Below are 16,164 nucleotides of genomic sequence, written 5' to 3'. Positions count from 1 at the left end.
GCGGGTTGGAGGCCACTCCTTCCGGGATCGAGCACGATCTTGCATGTCTGACCGATCGCTGGCGGTTCCAGGGAGGTCGCCCGGCGATCGATCCGCTCCGAATTACCCGGGATTGGGCTGGTGTTCCGCTCGTCGTCAGCGCGGGCCGGCGGCGTATCGACTGGAGACGTGGCCGAGGTTCTCAAGAACTCGGCGGTGGTTTTCCGGTCACGTAGGTCCCTTTGCCCTGCCGCCCCTGAAGTTCCCCGGTGATCTGTAGATGCTCGATCGCGCGTCGCACCGTGCCGATGGAGCAGTCGTATTCCTCGGCGAGTTCAGGCAGGGAGGGTAGTTTGTCTCCCTCTTTGAGCTGCCCCGACGCTATCGATTTCCTGATGTCGTTGATGACCATCCGGAAAGTCGGAACGTAGCCGCTCATGGCTCTAGTAGATCAGCGCGCAGAGATGGCCATGTCTGGTATGTCGTTTCTGTCAACACTGCATACTCTGTCAACTCTGCTAGTATAGTGCTGCCGGGATCCTTCTGAAGGGAGCGGCATGGCGAGGTGGAGGTGGTTCCAACGTCCCGAAGAGCCTGTTGACCAAGTGACGCCCGAGCAGCACCAAGAGGCCGAGCGGGAGGCCGCCAGGCGGCGGATTCTCGGCCTGGCCGAGGCGGAGCGCGTGCCGGTGGAGGAGATCACGCGGGCGGTGCCGGATCGGCGGTGGCGGCGTGGTCAGCAGCGGTGAGGAGCCGATCGGTCGTCGGGTGGCTCGGTGGCGGGTGCGGCGGCGGATGACTCAGCAGATGCTCGCCGACCGGCTGGGTCGGTCGAAGAGTTGGGTGGACAAGGTCGAGCGGGGTGTGCGTTCGCTGGACCGCTATCCGGTGATCCAGGAGGTCGCGGAGGTGCTGCGGGTCGACTCGCTGGCGCTGCTCGGCGAGGGGCGGCCGTCGCCGACGAGCGCGGGACCGCCGGATGGCGTGGACGACATCCGCGCCGCCCTGGCCCGTTACGACATCCGCCGACAGTCGGCGTCGGCGGCCGAGACAACCCGGCACGTGGGACACGCCTGGCTGACGTACCAGCATGCGCAGTACGCGCAGGTGGTGCGGCTGTTGCCGGGGCTGCTCGACGCCGCCCGGGGCCTGCGGGCGGACGCGCCGGGACTGCTGGTGCAGGCGTACCGCATCACCTCGTCGGTGCTGGTGAAGCTCGGCGAGGCGGACCTGGGGTGGCTTGCGGCTGATCGGGCGGTGGCTGCTGCCGGCGGCGATCGGGTGCTGGCGGCGTCGGCGGCCGTGTCGGTCGGGCAGGCGCTGCGGGCGCTGGGCCGCGACCGGCTGGCGCTGGCGGTGACGACGGCCGCCACGCGTCGGCTCGCGCCCGCCTCGGTGCACGGGGCGCTGCTGATCCAGGGCGCGCTCGCCGCCGCCGGCTGCGGCGACGCCGGTCGTTCCGCCGAACTGGTCGAGCGGGCCGCCGCACTCGCCGCCGGGCACGGCGGTAGGGACGACCCACACCGGACCAGCTTCGGGCCGGTCGCCGTCGAGTTGGCCCGGGTGGTGGCGGCGGTGGAGTTGGGGGAGGCCGGGGCGGCGGTGGCTCGGCACGAGCGAGCGGTCGGCGGAGAGGCATGGCGGGGGCTGCCGGCCGAGTACCGGGCCGCCTACCTGCTGGACGTGGCGCGGGCGTACCTGATGGTCGGTGACCTGCACGGGGCCGGGCGGACGGTGGTGGAGGCGGACGGGGTCGCGCCGGCGGAGGTCCGGTGCCGGCCGGTGGCGCGTACCGTGCTCGCCGAGGTTGCCCGGGCGCACCCGGCACCGGCCGGCGTAGCCCGGCTGACCAGGGTCATCGGCCTCACCCGGTGACCCTGGTGGGGCATCGCACTGCCTGAGATCAGCCGGCGTCCAGCACCCCGCGCAGCCGCGCCGCGAACTCGGCGGGCTTGCCCGTCTGGCCGAACTCGCCGCCGAGGAAGCCGCCGTGGTCGCTCGGGAACACGGTGGCCTCCTGGCCGAGCAGCGCCGCCGTGCCGACGGCCGCCCGCGCGGTGTACGTCCCCGTCGACTCCTCGCCGACCGCGATCACGACCCGGGTCGGCGCGGCGGTGAGCGCCCGCGCGTCGGGCCGGTAGTCGGTGATCGGCCAGGAGGCCTTCGACAGCAGGGGATCGTCGCGGCTGCCGTCGTCCTCGGTGGGCAGGCCGAACGCCGCCGGGTCGGGCGTCGGCTGGGCGAAGTAGGCGTCGGTGAACTCGCCCTGCCAGGACACCATCGCGATGAAGGCGGCCATGCCGGCGCCGTTGCCCTTCGCCTGGTACGCCTCGTGGCAGGCGGTCTGGGCGCGCTTGGCGGCGTCGGCGTCGGGAAGTGCGGCGGTGATCGGCGGCTCGTGCGCCACCAGCGTGCCCACGTCGCCGGGGTGGGCCGCGACCAGTTCGAGCGCGGTCACCGCGCCGCCGCTGCTGGCGAACACGTCGACCGGGCCGGTGCCGAGGGCTTCGATCAGCAGGTGCAGGTCGGCGGCCTGCTGCTGGGGCGTGTGCGTGGTGCGGCCGTCGGTGCGCGCGCTGCGGCCCAGCCCACGGGGGTCGTAGGTGACGACCGTGCGGTCGGTGAAGTGCCCGGCGAGCGTGGCGAAGCCCTCGGCGGTCATCGGCTGGCCGACCATGAGCAGCGGGCGGTGCCCGGCGGATGCGGCGAGCGGCTCGCGCACGTCGTAGACCAGCTCGGCGCCGGGCGCGGCGAGGGTGTGCGTCTGGGGCTTCGTCATGCCGGGAGCCTACGACCGACGTACGACACCGACCCGGTGCGTAGTGCTACCGGGGCCAGGCGGCGAACCGTCGCCGCAGCCGCGCCACGTCGTCCCGGGTGAGCTGGTATGGCACGAACGCCTCGTCGGGCATCCTGTCCAGCCGTCGGCCCACCACCGGCACGTCCTCGTCCTCAAGGCCCGGATCGACGCGGCGCGCCATGGCCAGAAGTTCAGCCGGCGTGTAGGTGTCCAGCACGGCGGATGCGCCCAGCGTAACCCCTGGACCGGGCCGGATCGCGGATCGACATTTCCGGGTGCTGTCGTCGTCACGGTGTCGCCGATCTGTCGGTGGAGACGGTGGCCGGCGTGACGCTCTGGGGGTGCGCCGGACTCGGGGGCGAGGCCCCGCAGCCAGTACGCGGGTGCCTACGAGGCCAGCCGCTCCCCGGGGCGGGGAGCCGATCCGGCGAGTGCGGCCCTGCCGTCCGACCGGTTGATCTCCGACCACACCGCGTCGAGGGAGAGGCCGAGGACCTCGGCGATCGCGGCGATGGTCGGGAAGGCGGGGGTGGCCACGCGGCCGGACTCGATCTTGCGAAGGGTCTCCGGCGAGACGCCCGCGTCCAGCGCGGTGACGAGCATCGAACGCTCCCCCCTGGCGCGGCGCAGGAGGGCGCCGAGGCGTCGTCCGCGCTCGACCTCTTCGGGAGTGAGCGGCAACCTGACCATGGGCCGATTCTAGTACCGGGATAGTATGGCCGGGATACTTATTTGCCGCGCGAGGGAAGGCGCTGCGTGATCGAGATCCTGAGCCCCACAGACCTGCCGCGAGCGAGGGACACCGGCGCCCTGGTCGCCCACATCCTGCAGACGCTGAAGCGCCGCAGTGCGGTCGGCACGAACCTCCTGGACATCGACCGCTGGGCCCGCAGCATGATCGAGGAGGCCGGGGCGCAGTCCTGCTACGTCGACTACGAGCCGTCCTTCGGGCGCGGGCCGTTCGGGCACTACATCTGCACGTCGGTGAACGACGCCGTGCTCCACGGCCGGCCGTACGACTACTCGCTCGCCGACGGCGACCTGCTCTCGCTCGACCTCGCCGTCTGCCTGGGCGGAGTCGTCGCCGACTCGGCCATCAGCTTCCTCGTCGGCGACGCGCGGCCCCCGGAGAGCGTCGCGCTGATCGACGCGACCGAGCGCGCGTTGCGCGCGGGGATAGCCCAGGCCCGCCCCGGCGCGCGCATCGGCGACATCTCGCACGCCATCGGCTCGGTCCTCGGCGAGGCGGGATACTCGATCAACACCCAGTTCGGCGGTCACGGCGTCGGGTCGACGATGCACCAGGACCCGCACGTGTCGAACACGGGGCGGCCCGGTCGCGGGTACCGCCTGCGCCCCGGGCTGCTGCTGGCCCTGGAGCCCTGGATCATGGCGGACACCGCCGAGCTCGTCACCGACGCCGACGGCTGGACGCTCCGGAGCGCGACGGGCTGCCGGACGGCGCACAGCGAGCACACCATCGCCATCACCGACGACGGCGCCGAGATCCTCACCCTGCCGCGACAGGCGCAACCGTGAGGTGAGGGCGCGGCAAGGCGACCAGGCCGGGCCGGCAGGGGAGCGGCGGTCAGCCCCCTCGGCCCGCCCGCCACATCTCGCGCGTCATCTCGTACTCGACCTCGCCCTGCTCGGCGTCCGGCAGCGGGTCGTCCCAGGACGGGTGGAACGTGCGGACGTACCGCATGCCGACGGCCTCCATCACGCGCCGCGAACCGGCGTTCACCGTCATGGTCTGCGCGATCACCCGGGCCTGCCCGACGGTGTCGAAGGCGTGCCGCAGCAGGACCCGGGACGCCTCGCTGGCCAGGCCCCTGCCCCAGCACCGGCGGGGCAGGCGGTAGCCCAGCTCGGCGACGGTCGGATCGTCGGGCTGGTCGGGGCCGTGCGCGGGAGGGAGCATCAGCAGCCCGACGAAGTCGCCGTCCTCCTCGCGTGCCGGCCGCGCCGAGCCGCGCGCCCCGCCGTCGGTGCCGAAGGCCATCCAATAGCCCAGGCCGTCCACCTTCCCGGCCGCCGCGAGCCGCCCCGCGTGCGAGGTGACCACCTCGTCCCGGGACCGCGCCCGGCCGAAGATGTGGCGCAGCACCTCCGGGTCGGCGTCGAGCTGGACCGCCAGCTCCAGGTGCCGGTCGGCGAGCGGCACCAGCAGTAGGCGGTCGGTGTGCAGGATCGGTTGGGGCATCGCGCCACGGTCGCACGGGTTCTCCGGGGGAGGCGACTCCATTTCGGCGACGCGCGCCGATCACGGCGCGGGCACGCCGACTACGGGGCCACCGATCGCGGCCCAGGCGACGCCGACCACGGAAGCCGCCGAACGCGGCGTGTGCTGCAGGTGAGGGCTCGTCTCGTTGAGCGTGGTGCGGCGCGATGTTGGTCGGATGTCACCGCCGGCTGCGCTTGGGCAGGGTCACGTCGTCTGTGGCCGCTGCGGCGTCAGATTGCGCTCTTGACCTCAAGTCCTGTTGAGGTTGCAGGATCCAGGGCAGGGCCACGATCTCTGATGGCGCATCCTTGGGAGACCACATGGGTACTGACACCGGCTTCTACTCGATCATCGACTACACGGTCGATGGACCTGACACGCAGCGTGAACTCGTGGCTGCCTTCGCCGAGATTCAGGAGCAGTGGGTCCGCTTCTATCCTGGCTATCGGTCGGCCCGCTTCCACGTCAGCATCGACGGCACTCGCGTCTACAACATCGTGCACTGGGCAAGCGAGGCGGACTACCGCAACTTTGTGGCGACCTCCGACAACGAAGGCCGGATGGCGGCCATCCGTAACGCCCTGGACGGCTTGGCTGGCAAGGCCGAACCCCGCATGAGCGGGAACCCCAGGTACGTCGTCATCCGTGAGGTCGGTCCCGGCCCGCAGCCGACCGATGCCTGAAACCCACTCAGCCGAGCATGTTCAGCGATCTGACGCTGACCGTCGAATGAAGAAATCCATCGACCACGGTGTCGCCGACAACATGATGGAGCGACTGCTCCACGCCTACCACACCGAAGGTCTCAACATCGCCGAGCCGCAGATCCTCGAACGGCTGGGCAACGCGGCCGGGCTCGACTCGAGCGACGTACGCACCCTGCTCGGCGGGAACGACTACGCCGAGCGGGTGCGAGCCGATGAACGCCGGGCCGCGGAGTGCGGCGTGACAGGCGTTCCGTCGCTGGTGATCGGCGGCCAATCCCCGGTTTCCGGTGTCCAGACCCCCGAAGAGCTGCACCGGTTGCTGAACTAGCGCTTGGCCGCACTGGGCTCCGCCGCACCACACGCGTCGCCGCCCGCCAAGATTGCGGACGACCGTGGTGACCGGCGGCCCGCACGGTAGATCGGACGTTCGTGCCGGCTGAGCCCGCCGACGCCCGGCGTCGGTATGTGTCGATTCGCGGCTCGTGGGGCGGTCTGCGGGCATAACGTCAGCCGTGGCGGCTTTCCCGTCGCCGGGCCCGCCCGGAGGCGGGCCAGGACGATCCGACGGCGGTGCGACATGGACGAGACCGACCCGATCCTGCTCGACCAGCGGGCGGCAGGCGGCGCAGCGCTGCCCCGGCTGCTGGGCGTGGTCAGCCTCGCCCTCGGGGCGGGCGGGCTGCTCGCCCCGCGCGCCGTGGCCCGGCTGACGGGGGTGGACGACTCGCCCGCCGCGCTGGCGGTGATCCCGGCCGTGGGCGCCCGCGAGCTGGCCCACGCGGCCGGGCTGCTCGCCGGCCGCCGGCCGGCCGGCTGGGCGTGGACGCGGGTGGCCGGCGACGCGCTGGACCTCGCCCTGCTCGTCCGGGCGCGGGCGGACCGGCGCGGCGAGCGGTGCCGGCGGGTCGGCCGCACCACGGCGGTCGTCGCCGGCCTCGCCGCAGTGGACCTCTTCGCCGCCGTCCGCGCCGGGCGGGCCCGGGCCGCCCACCGCCGCGCGATCGACGTGGAGGTCGCCGTCACCGTCAACCGTTCCCCGGCGGAGGCGTACCGGTTCTGGCGGGACCTGGAGAACCTGCCCCGGTTCATGGCCCACCTGGAATCGGTACGCGTGGAGGACGTGCGTCGGTCGCACTGGACGGCGCGCGGTCCCGCCGGCCGCCCGGTCTCCTGGGCCGCCGAGATCGTCGACGACCGGCCGAACCGGTCGCTGGCCTGGCGCTCGATGCCCGGAACCCGGGTGCCCAGCGCCGGCCGGGTCCGGTTCGTGCCCGCCCCCGGCGACCGGGGCACCGAGGTCCGGGTCCGGCTGCGGTACGCCCCGCCGGCCGGCGCGCTCGGCCGGGCCGTGGCGAAGCTGTTCGGCGAGGAGCCCGAGCAGCAGGTCCGCGACGACCTGCGCCGGTTCAAGCAGGTCATGGAGACCGGCGAGGTGGTGCGCTCGGAGGGCAGCCCGGACGGCACCTCGCTGCGTCAGCAGGCCGCCCAGCGCCCCGCCCAGCCGTTGCCGGCCGCCCGCCGCTGAGCGCCCGCGACCGAGAGGACCGCAAGGATGAAGGCCACCGTCTGGGCGGGCCGGGACCGCGTCAAGGTCACCACCGTGCCCGACCCGAGCATCATGAACGCCCGCGACGCGATCGTGCGCGTCACCACGACCGCGATCTGCGGCTCCGACCTGCACCTCTACCACGGCTACATCCCCGCCATGCGCAAGGGCGACATCCTCGGCCACGAGTTCGTGGGCGAGGTGGTGGAGGTCGGCCCGCAGGTGCGCGACCTGCGCCCCGGCGACCGGGTGGTGGTGCCGTTCCCGATCGCCTGCGGGCGCTGCTCCTCCTGCCGGCGGGGCCTCTACTCGGTCTGCGAGAACTCCAACCCCAACGCCGGGCTCGCCGAGAAGATCATGGGGCACTCGCCGGCCGGCATCTTCGGCTACTCCCACCTGCTCGGTGGCTACGCCGGTGGCCAGGCCGAGTACGTCCGCGTGCCGTTCGCCGACGTCGGGCCGGTCAAGGTGCCCGACGAGGTGCCCGACGACCAGGCGGTGCTGCTCGCCGACGTGTTCCCCACCGGCTTCATGGGCGCGGAGATGTGCGACATCACCCCGGGCGACGTGGTCGCCGTGTGGGGGGCCGGCCCGGTGGGACTGTTCGCCGCCGCCAGCGCCCGGCTGCTCGGCGCGGAGCGGGTCATCGTCATCGACCGGTACCCGTACCGGCTGCGGCTGGCGCGGGAGCACATCGGCGCGGAGACCATCGACTACGAGGACACCGACGTGCGCGACGCGCTGACCGAGTTGACCGCCGGCCGGGGCCCGGACGCCTGCATCGACGCCGTCGGCCTGGAGGGTCACCACGGCAACGCCGCCCTCTACGCGTACGACCGGGCCAAGCAGGCCGTCCGGGCCGAGACGGAGCGGCCGTTCGCGCTGCGCCAGGCGATCCTCGCCTGCCGCAGCGGCGGGGTCGTCTCGGTGGTCGGCGCGTACGGGGGCTTCGTCGACAAGTTCCCGATGGGCGCGTTCATGAACCGGTCGTTGGTGATGCGCACCGGCCAGTGCCACGTCCAGCGCTACACCCGCCCGCTGCTCGACCGCATCCGGCGCGGCGAGATCGACCCCAGCTTCGTCGTCAGCCACCGGATGCCGTTGAAGGACGCGGCGAAGGGCTACCGGATCTTCCAGAAGAAGCAGGACGACTGCACGAAGGTCCTCCTCAAGGTCTGAGCCCGGGGCAGGAGCGGTCGTCGCGGCGCGGCGGACTGTCGCCGCCCGTCGCTATCCTCGCCGGTACGCCGGGGAGAGCCCCGGCGGCCAACGGCGGTGGCGGGCTGCGCGCACCGGGTCTGGAGGGGCGCGTGCCGGTCGGGGAGGTGGGCGTCGAGGCGTTTCGCGTCGCCGTCCGGCAGGTGGCGGAGGCGACCGGCGCGGGGCGGGACGCGGCGCTGCGGCGGCTGGGGGAGTGGGGCGCGGCCGACCCGGCGCTGCGCCGGGACGCGGCCGAGGCGATCTGCGCCCACCTGCGTACCCCTCCCGCCGTGTCGGCGGTGGGCGACGAGGACGCCGCAGCGCGCCGGGAGGCCCTGCGGGCGCTCGGCGGGCTGCTGCGCCAGGCCGCCGTCGAGGCGGGCGGGGCCGGGGCGGTGCCGGAGGTCGTCGTCGACCTGGCCGGCGCGACCCTCGTGGACGCCGACTTCGGCGGCTGCGTGCTGGCCGGGGCCCGCTTCGCCGACGCCCGGTTCCTCGGGGCGACGTCGTTCGCCGACGCCCGCTTCACCGGCGGGGCCGACTTCGCCCGTGCGGTCTTCCACGGTCCGGCCCGGTTCGACGGGGCCCGGTTCGCCGCCGACGCCGGGTTCGGGCGTGCCCGGTTCCGGGGCCCGGCCAGCTTCGATCGGGTCGGCTTCGCGGGGCTGGCCTGGTTCGGCCGGGGTGAGGACGAGCTGTGGGAGGACGACCCGGCCTGGGACGCCGTCGAGGCCGTCCGACCCGCGCCGTGGGACGAGCCGAACGAGGACGACCCGGATTGGCCCGTCGCGGTCCTGATGGGCGACTACCAGGGCTGGGAGGAGGGCGGCGACGGGGCCCGCTTCGTCGGGGACGTGTCGTTCCGCGGTGCCCGCTTCGACGGCCCCGCCTGGTTCTGCAAGGCGCGGTTCGGCGCGGACGCGGCGTTCCGGGACGCCCGGTTCGGCGGGCCGGTGCACCTCGAACAGCCCGGCGTGGGCCTCGACGGCGCGCGATGGGCCGGCCCGGCAGACGACGGGCCGTCGCGCTGGCCGCTGGGCTGGTCGCCCGCGCCGGGGCCGGACGGCACGCGCGTGCTCGTGGCCGACGGGTCGGTCGCGCCCTACTCCCGCCAGCTCGCCGACCGCGATCCGGCCGTCCGGCGGGCGGGGCTGCGGGCGCTCGGCGAGCTCGGCGACGCCAGGCCGGAGCTGCGCCAACGCGTGGCCGACGCCGTGTGCGGGTACCTGCGGGCGCCGCTGCCGTTCGCCGTGACGGGCGGGCTGACCCCCGCCGAGGCGGGGGAGGTCGAGTTGCGCCGCGACGCCCAGCGGCTGCTCGCCGCGCGCCTGCGCCCTGCCCCGACGACCCTGGTCAGCCGGGCCACGCCGGCGCCCGACGCCGCCGAGGAGGGGCGCTGGCCGCAGATCGACCTGTCGCTGTGCGGCGCGACCCTGGTCGACCTCGACCTCAGCGGATGCCGGGCCGGGCACGCGGACTTCACGGGCGCCCAGTTCCACGGGGCCACCCGCTTCGACGGCAGCACCTTCGCCGGGGCGGTATTCCGGCTTCCTGGTGCCGAGGGGCGCGCCTCGTTCCACGGCGACGTCACCTTCGCCGGGGCGCGGCTCGACCGCCGGTACGGCGTGCGGGACGTCCTCGGCGGTGTCGTGTTCCACGCCGGCGCGGTGATCGACGACCCCGAGACCCCGTCGGCGGGGGAGGGCTGAGGCACCCGCCGCCCGGGGGATGCGGCCCGGCCCCCCCGCCGCGCCGGCTTCGGGCTCGCCGGCCCCCGCCGCGCCAGTTTCCGACTCACCGGCCCCGCGCCGCGCCGGCTTCCGGCTCCGCCGCGATCGGCCGTCGGGTTGATACGGTGGTCGGTCCAACGTGCCGGCCCCGCTAATCCGAATGGCCACACTTGCCGCACGGCAATCGGCCGTGCCGAGCGTGGAGAGCGGCGTTTTATGCCGGTTCGGTCCGACCGGGCATGGAATTTTCACCAGGGCAGGCCCCGCCCTTTGTGAAGTGAACATGAATGAGGCATTTCTGCGGCCTCGAAAAAAAACAGCTCAGCCCGGCCGGTGCAGGCGAAAACGCCATTCAGGTTTACCGAAATGTACTACCGTGGCGGCCCTTTGGGGCGGGCCGCACTAACACCCCGACCGGGCTTGCGTCAATGCTCTACATGCGACACTCTTCGGACTTCGGAATCCGAAAAGCTCATTGCTACCTTCGGCGGCGGCATCCACCGTCCACACAGGACAGTGGCACTGGTCCCCCCTCATCGGAGGTCACTACATGGTCCCCACCGGACCTGCGCCCCGTCGCGCCACACGACTCGCCCTCGCCGGGTTGACCGCGCTCACCGTCGTCCTCGGCACCCAGGCTCCGGGCCTCGCCCGGCCGCCGGCCGAGCCCGCCCAGCCGCCGACCGCACCCGGCCTCGGCCAGGTCGCGGCCAAGAAGGAGGCCCGCCCCGGCCCGCTGCCCAGGAAGTCGGGCACCGTCAAGGTCGCCGAGCCCAAGCAGGGCCCCGGCAGCGGCGTCGGCACCCAGGCGCTCAACGACAAGGTCGCGCTCCGGTCGCTGATCGTGGCCACCGACCCGGCGGACTTCGGTGTCGCCACGCTCACCACCACCCTGAAGCGGGTCGGCGCGCCCTACGACATCCTCTACACCGCCACCGACTCGCTCACCCCCGGCACGCTCGTCCGCCCCGACGGCGTCGGCAAGTACAACGCGATCCTGCTCACCAACAGCATGCAGCTCGTCCAGTCCGGCGGAAGCTTCATCAGCGGCCTGACGAACACGGAGTGGAACACCCTCTGGGCCTACGAGCGCAATTTCAAGGTCCGGCAGGTCGCCCTCTACACCAGCTACGGAACCTGGCCGGAGGACTACTGCCTCAACTCCAACGGTGAGGTCGCGGTCGGCGACACGCCCCTGTCCCTCTCGCTGACCAGCAACGGCGCCGGGGTCTTCGACTACCTCAACAGCGCCGCGCAGATTCCGGTGGCGCAGTCGTACGTCTACCGCACCTCGATCAGGCCCGGTTGCAGCGCCGACGCCCTGTTGACCAACGGCTCGGACGTGCTGGGCGTGCGCACCACCGCCCCGGACGGCCGGGAGCGCATCGCGCTGACGTTCACCTCGAACCAGTACCTGCTCCACTCCGACCTGCTGGTCTACGGCCTGTTCCGGTGGGCGACCAAGGGCCTGCACCTCGGTGAGCGGAAGCACCACCTCAACGTCGACATCGACGACTGGTTCAACACCTCGGACCGCTACCGCGAGGACGGCACCGTCGAGTACTTCCCCGGCTTCCAGGCCAGCGGGCACGACACCGTCAACCTCGACGCGCAGCAGACCGCGCTGCGCACCGCCCACCCCCTCGCCTCCGGCTTCACCTTCAACATCGCCTACAACGGCGCGGACATCGACCCGTTCGCCGGCGACACGTGCAGCCCGAACGGCGACGCCACCACGCTGACCGCCACCACGAAGTGCCTCAAGAACAACTTCCGGTGGATCAACCACACGTTCAACCACCCCGAGCTCAACTCGACGAACTACTCCACCACCTACGACGAGATCAACACGAACCGCACGGCGGGGGCCGACATCGGGCTGAACTCCCCGAGCACCGTGCTGAAGACCCCCGAGTACTCCGGCCTCGGCGTCTACAACGACGACCCGAGCAACGACACCGGCCCGCCGACCGACCACGGGCTGGCCGCGTCCAACCCGGCGCTGCTGCAGGCCGCGGCGGACCTCGGCATCAACACGCTGGCCGGCAACATGTCGTTCGCCAGCCACGTGCCGGCGAACTTCAACGGGGCCACCGCGCACCCGCTGAACCAGAGCGTCGGGGTGGTGCCGTGCTGGCCGACGAACATCGCCTACCACACCACCAGCCCGGCGGAGCAGACCGTCTTCTACAACTCCTTCTACGGCCCGGACGGGCTCTTCCCCTACTGGCCCACCAACCGCACCTACGCACAGGTGCTGGACTACGAGGCCGGGATCGGGCTCCAGCACGTGGCGTCCGGCTCGATCTACTCGCACACGTTCCACGTCGCCAACGTCCGTGACTACGGCGCCGGCAAGAGCCTGGTCACCGACTGGGTCAAGGACGTGGTGGACAAGTACGACTCCCTCTACTCGGTGCCGCTGATCAACTCGGCGTGGCCGGACATCGCCGCGTACACCAAGGCGACCAACGCCCACTCCGCGGCCCTCACCGCCGGGGCCGAGGCGATCTACGACCGGACCACCGGTCAGATCACGGTCACCTCGCCGGCCGCCGGCTCGCTCCGGCTGGGCGGCGTGAGCACGGCCACCACGGGTGCCACCACGTACGGCAGCAACGTGACCGTGCCGGTGACGCTCGTGGCGAACACCGCAGTGACGTTCGACGCCGCTCCCCGCCCGTAGGGCCGGACGGCTACAGCCAGCAAGTGAAGGTGAACGGGAGCAATTGGTGAAGATCGCTCTGGTCTCGGAGGGGACCTACCCCTACGCCATGGGCGGCGTGAGCATCTGGTGCGAGCAGCTCATCCGGGGCATGCCGGACTACCGGTGGGAGGTCGTGGCCCTCACCGTGGACGGCACCGAGACGCCGGTCTTCGACCGGCCGGCGAATCTTGACCGAGTGCACTCGATCCCGTTGTGGGGCGGCCGGCCTCCGGGCCGCCGCCCCCAGCGGGGGGTGCTGGTCCCGTCCGGGCGACCGGGCGCGGAGTTCATCGAGTCCTACGAGGTGTTCCTGCGGGCCCTGGTCACCCCCCTGGAGTCGACCCGCTCCCGGGCGGGCGCGCTCAACCGGAGCACCTTCCTGCTCGCCCTGCGCGGCATGTTCGAGTACTCCGCCGGCGGGGGCGACCTGAGCGCGGGCCTGCTCTCCAACGACGCGCTGCGGATGATGCTGGAGGCCTGGCACACCCTGCGCGTCCACGAGACCGGGCCCGCGCCCACCGTCGCCGACGCGCTGGAGGCGGCCTGGCTCATCTCGCACATGCTGCGCCCGCTGAGCGCGCCGCCGGTGCGCGCCGACATCGTCCACTCGTCGATGAACGGCCTCGCCACGCTCGTCGGCATGGCCGCGACCTGGACCTACGGCACCCCGTTGGTCCTCTCGGAACACGGCATCTACCTCCGCGAGCGCTACATCTCCTACCTGCACGACGACGCGCCGCACCCGGTGCGGGTGCTGGTGCTGAGCTTCTTCCGCTCCCTCGCGGGCGCGGCGTACCTGATCACCGGCGCGCTGGCGCCGCACTCGCAGTACAACCGGCGCTGGCAGTTGCACAATGGCGCCGACCCCGAGCGGATGTGGACGATGTACAACGGCGTCGACCCGGACGAGTTCCCGCCGGCGGCGAGCGAGCCGGAGGTGCCGACCATCTCCTTCATGGGCCGCATCGACCCGCTCAAGGACCTGCACACCCTGATCCGGGCGTACGCGCTGGTCCGCGCGGAGATCCCCGCCGCCCGGCTGCGCATCTTCGGCGGTACGCCGGCCGCCAACAAGGTCTATCACGAGAGCTGCCAGGCGCTGATCGACGAACTCGGGCTGACGGGGCACGCCACGCTGGAGGGGCGGGTCGGCAGTGCCGTCGAGGCGTACCACGCCGGCAGCCTGGTCGCGCTGACCAGCATCTCCGAGGGCTTCCCGTACACGGTGGTGGAGGCGATGGCGTGCGGTCGGCCGACCGTCTGCACCAACGTCGGCGGTGTGGCCGAGGCGGTCGGGGACACCGGGTTCGTCGTCGCGCCGAGGGACGTCGCCGCCGTCGCCGACGCCTGCGTGCGGATGCTGCGCGACCGGGAGCTGCGGCTGCGCCTCGGCGCGGTCGCCCGCGCCCGGGTCCTGGAGAAGTTCACCCTGCAACGCTCGCTCCAGGCGTACCGCAACATCTACGAGGGGCTCGCCACGCCGCCCACGGCGTCCACCCCGCCGAAGCACCTGCGCGGCCAGGCGCAGGGCTGGGTCAAGGTGCCGGACCGCAAGATCCGGCCGGGGGTGGCGCCCGTCCCGGCCCGCGTGCCCCGCCCGCGCGGCCCCGAGCAGTACTCGACCACCGCCTACCCGCCGCGTCACGCGCCCAACTCGTCCGAGTGGCCGCCGCTGGCGCCGCGCGGGAACGGCGAGCCGAGCCTCGGGCTGCTGCGCCCCACCGGCGGCCGGGGATGACCTCCTTCCGGGACGCCGACGTCACCGACCCCCTCTTCCCGTCCGTCGCGACGATGACCGCCGAGGCGGCACCGCGCGGCGGCCCCCGGGCGGACGAGCCCGGCCACACCGTCCTGCTGCCGAAGATCTCCACCGACCCGGTCGACGACCTGGTCGAGCGGGTCCGGCCCCAACTGACCCGCGCCATCGACGCGCTCCAGGTCGCCGCCGCGCTGGAGGCCGACGGGCACACCGACCGGACCGCCCAGGTGGAGTACGGCTACCGCGACGTCTTCGTCCTCGCCTCCGAGGTGTACCGGCGGATGGGGCCCATCCAGCCGGACGCCCATCCGGTACGCGCCTCACCGGCGACCCGCAACGGCCGCGACGACCTGCGGACGATCTCGCACGGCCTGCTCTACGTGCTGCCCAGCGCCGCGTTCCCAGCCGTGCTGGCGGTCGTCGGCCGACCGGGTCTGGTGCTCGGGCTGATCCTCGCCGGGACGCTCGGCTGGGTCTACTCGGGCGTGCTCGCCTACGCGGCGTACCGCCTGCTCGGCCTCGGCCGGCCCCGGTCGGCGAGCCGGCTGCTGCGGATCGCCGCGCTGACCGCGCCCGTGCTCGGCGCGGTGGCCGGCGGCGCGGTGCTGCCGTACGGCGGCCTGGCGCTCGCCGCGATGATGGTCTTCCAGTTGGCGTACCAGTTGGCCGGCACGCTGCTGACCTTCTACCGGCGCGAGCTGTGGCTGGCCCTGGCGATGCTGCCGGCCTTCCTGTTCGGGGCGGTCTACCTGCTCCTCGGCGGCCCGACGCTGCAACGGTGGGCCGTGGGCACGGCGGCGCTCGGCGTGCTGGCGACCCTCGCCGCGGCGCTCTGGGCCGCCCAGACCGCCGCCCGCGCCGAGGAGGCGACGCCCCGCGACCCGCTCTGGCCGCCGGCGTCCACGCTGCTCGGCGTCGCCGGTTACGGGCTCTGCTCGGCGGTGCTGCTCTTCCACGCCCAGGCGCCCTACCTGCTGGGCCGGCTGGACGTCGCGGCGGCGGCGCTGCCGCTGATCCTCTCCATGGGGTTCGTGGAGTGGCGGACCAGCCGGTTCTGGGCGGTCGCGGTCGCGCTGTCGAAGCGCACCCACACCCCGGGCGTCTTCGCCGCCGGAATCTGGCGCACGATCGGCCGGGAGATGGCGGCCTGCCTCGCCCTGCCGGCGGTGCTGAGCGTGCCGCTCCTGATCGGGCTCTCCCTCGCGGGCCTGCTCTCGGCCGCCGGGGTGGCGATGACGGCCGCGCACGTGGCCCTCGCCGGCGCCTACTACCTGGCCTTCCTGCTGGTCGGCCGGGGCCGGTACGGCTGGCTGTGCCTGTCCATGACCGCCGTCGTCGTGCTGCACACCGGGGTCGGCGCCCTGCTCGGCGTCGCGCCGCTGTTCGGACAGGACGGCGACGCGCTCGCCGACACCTCGCTCTACCTGGGCAGCGTCGTGCTGCTCCAGGCACTGTTCGCGCTCGGTCTGGTTCCGGTGATCGGGCAGGTTCGGCACTACCGATAGTCCAGTC

General features: G+C 73.0%; 16 protein-coding genes. 11 read left to right on the top strand and 5 right to left on the bottom strand.

What is annotated here, in order from left to right; translation table 11 throughout:
• Positions 1-181: 181 nt before the first annotated feature.
• Positions 182-418, bottom strand: a complete 237-nt coding sequence (locus LPU43_RS20025) for a GntR family transcriptional regulator (protein ID WP_229402003.1) — start codon at positions 416-418, stop codon at positions 182-184.
• 166 nt (positions 419-584) lie between these two features.
• On the opposite strand from LPU43_RS20025, the gene LPU43_RS20020 reads away from it, so the two are divergent.
• Complete coding sequence (locus LPU43_RS20020; protein ID WP_229402002.1) at positions 585-728, top strand: hypothetical protein; 144 nt, start codon at positions 585-587, stop codon at positions 726-728.
• Positions 712-1,854: a helix-turn-helix domain-containing protein gene (locus LPU43_RS20015; RefSeq protein WP_255686350.1), complete on the top strand. Its 1,143-nt coding sequence runs from the start codon at positions 712-714 to the stop codon at positions 1,852-1,854. The genes LPU43_RS20020 and LPU43_RS20015 overlap by 17 nt, the downstream gene beginning before the upstream one ends.
• Before the next feature lie 28 nt (positions 1,855-1,882).
• Here LPU43_RS20015 and LPU43_RS20010 read toward each other — a convergent pair whose 3' ends face one another.
• The 3 genes from LPU43_RS20010 to LPU43_RS20000 all read right to left on the bottom strand — a co-directional run bounded on the left by LPU43_RS20010 (position 1,883) and on the right by LPU43_RS20000 (position 3,469).
• Positions 1,883-2,758 (bottom strand): alpha/beta fold hydrolase, encoded by an 876-nt coding sequence (locus LPU43_RS20010; RefSeq protein ID WP_229402000.1) that lies wholly within the window; start codon positions 2,756-2,758, stop codon positions 1,883-1,885.
• A 46-nt stretch (positions 2,759-2,804) separates the two neighbouring features.
• Positions 2,805-2,996: a hypothetical protein gene (locus LPU43_RS20005; RefSeq protein WP_229401999.1), complete on the bottom strand. Its 192-nt coding sequence runs from the start codon at positions 2,994-2,996 to the stop codon at positions 2,805-2,807.
• A 170-nt stretch (positions 2,997-3,166) separates the two neighbouring features.
• Entirely contained in the window at positions 3,167-3,469 is a 303-nt protein-coding gene (locus LPU43_RS20000; RefSeq protein WP_229401998.1) for a helix-turn-helix transcriptional regulator, read from the bottom strand.
• A gap of 66 nt (positions 3,470-3,535) precedes the next feature.
• Between LPU43_RS20000 and map the strand changes: the two genes are divergently transcribed.
• Positions 3,536-4,318 (top strand): type I methionyl aminopeptidase, encoded by a 783-nt coding sequence (gene map, locus LPU43_RS19995; RefSeq protein ID WP_229401997.1) that lies wholly within the window; start codon positions 3,536-3,538, stop codon positions 4,316-4,318.
• Positions 4,319-4,367: 49 nt separating this feature from the next.
• On the opposite strand, the gene LPU43_RS19990 is transcribed toward map, so the two are convergent.
• The gene (locus tag LPU43_RS19990; protein WP_229401996.1) at positions 4,368-4,982 is read right to left on the bottom strand and encodes a GNAT family N-acetyltransferase; all 615 of its coding nucleotides are present in this window, start codon (positions 4,980-4,982) and stop codon (positions 4,368-4,370) included.
• Positions 4,983-5,323: 341 nt separating this feature from the next.
• On the opposite strand from LPU43_RS19990, the gene LPU43_RS19985 reads away from it, so the two are divergent.
• The 8 genes from LPU43_RS19985 to LPU43_RS19950 all read left to right on the top strand — a co-directional run bounded on the left by LPU43_RS19985 (position 5,324) and on the right by LPU43_RS19950 (position 16,157).
• On the top strand, positions 5,324-5,686 hold the full coding sequence (locus LPU43_RS19985) for an antibiotic biosynthesis monooxygenase family protein (protein ID WP_229401995.1): 363 nt from the start codon (positions 5,324-5,326) through the stop codon (positions 5,684-5,686).
• Between the two features lie 46 nt (positions 5,687-5,732).
• Positions 5,733-6,038, top strand: a complete 306-nt coding sequence (locus tag LPU43_RS19980; RefSeq protein WP_229401994.1) for a DsbA family protein — start codon at positions 5,733-5,735, stop codon at positions 6,036-6,038.
• 249 nt (positions 6,039-6,287) lie between these two features.
• Complete coding sequence (locus tag LPU43_RS19975; RefSeq protein WP_229401993.1) at positions 6,288-7,235, top strand: SRPBCC family protein; 948 nt, start codon at positions 6,288-6,290, stop codon at positions 7,233-7,235.
• A gap of 27 nt (positions 7,236-7,262) precedes the next feature.
• Positions 7,263-8,435 (top strand): zinc-dependent alcohol dehydrogenase, encoded by a 1,173-nt coding sequence (locus LPU43_RS19970; protein ID WP_229401992.1) that lies wholly within the window; start codon positions 7,263-7,265, stop codon positions 8,433-8,435.
• A gap of 131 nt (positions 8,436-8,566) precedes the next feature.
• Positions 8,567-10,165, top strand: a complete 1,599-nt coding sequence (locus LPU43_RS19965; RefSeq protein WP_229401991.1) for a pentapeptide repeat-containing protein — start codon at positions 8,567-8,569, stop codon at positions 10,163-10,165.
• Between the two features lie 571 nt (positions 10,166-10,736).
• Positions 10,737-12,872, top strand: coding sequence for an Agd3-related carbohydrate-binding protein (locus LPU43_RS19960; RefSeq protein WP_229401990.1), 2,136 nt, complete (start codon positions 10,737-10,739; stop codon positions 12,870-12,872).
• Between the two features lie 46 nt (positions 12,873-12,918).
• Positions 12,919-14,631 (top strand): GT4 family glycosyltransferase PelF, encoded by a 1,713-nt coding sequence (gene pelF, locus LPU43_RS19955; protein ID WP_229401989.1) that lies wholly within the window; start codon positions 12,919-12,921, stop codon positions 14,629-14,631.
• Positions 14,628-16,157, top strand: coding sequence for a hypothetical protein (locus tag LPU43_RS19950; protein WP_229401988.1), 1,530 nt, complete (start codon positions 14,628-14,630; stop codon positions 16,155-16,157). Before pelF ends, LPU43_RS19950 begins: the two co-directional genes overlap by 4 nt.
• The last annotated feature ends 7 nt before the right edge of the window (positions 16,158-16,164 follow it).

This window comes from Micromonospora okii, assembly GCF_020884795.1.
In the GTDB taxonomy this organism is placed as follows: Bacteria; Actinomycetota; Actinomycetes; order Mycobacteriales; family Micromonosporaceae; genus Micromonospora; species Micromonospora okii.
Note: the sequence above shows the minus strand (reverse complement) of the source record. Positions and strands in the feature narration are given on the sequence as shown.

Bases quoted from the DNA above. Each gene is read 5' to 3' on its own strand.
- LPU43_RS19970 (WP_229401992.1), top strand. From the start codon at position 7,263: ATGAAGGCCACCGTCTGGGCGGGCCGGGACCGCGTCAAGGTCACCACC.
- LPU43_RS19985 (WP_229401995.1), top strand. From the start codon at position 5,324: ATGGGTACTGACACCGGCTTCTACTCGATCATCGACTACACGGTCGAT.
- LPU43_RS19990 (WP_229401996.1), bottom strand. From the start codon at position 4,982: ATGCCCCAACCGATCCTGCACACCGACCGCCTACTGCTGGTGCCGCTC.
- LPU43_RS20010 (WP_229402000.1), bottom strand. From the start codon at position 2,758: ATGACGAAGCCCCAGACGCACACCCTCGCCGCGCCCGGCGCCGAGCTG.
- LPU43_RS19960 (WP_229401990.1), top strand. From the start codon at position 10,737: ATGGTCCCCACCGGACCTGCGCCCCGTCGCGCCACACGACTCGCCCTC.
- LPU43_RS20000 (WP_229401998.1), bottom strand. From the start codon at position 3,469: ATGGTCAGGTTGCCGCTCACTCCCGAAGAGGTCGAGCGCGGACGACGC.
- LPU43_RS20025 (WP_229402003.1), bottom strand. From the start codon at position 418: ATGAGCGGCTACGTTCCGACTTTCCGGATGGTCATCAACGACATCAGG.
- LPU43_RS19950 (WP_229401988.1), top strand. From the start codon at position 14,628: ATGACCTCCTTCCGGGACGCCGACGTCACCGACCCCCTCTTCCCGTCC.
- LPU43_RS19980 (WP_229401994.1), top strand. From the start codon at position 5,733: ATGAAGAAATCCATCGACCACGGTGTCGCCGACAACATGATGGAGCGA.
- LPU43_RS19975 (WP_229401993.1), top strand. From the start codon at position 6,288: ATGGACGAGACCGACCCGATCCTGCTCGACCAGCGGGCGGCAGGCGGC.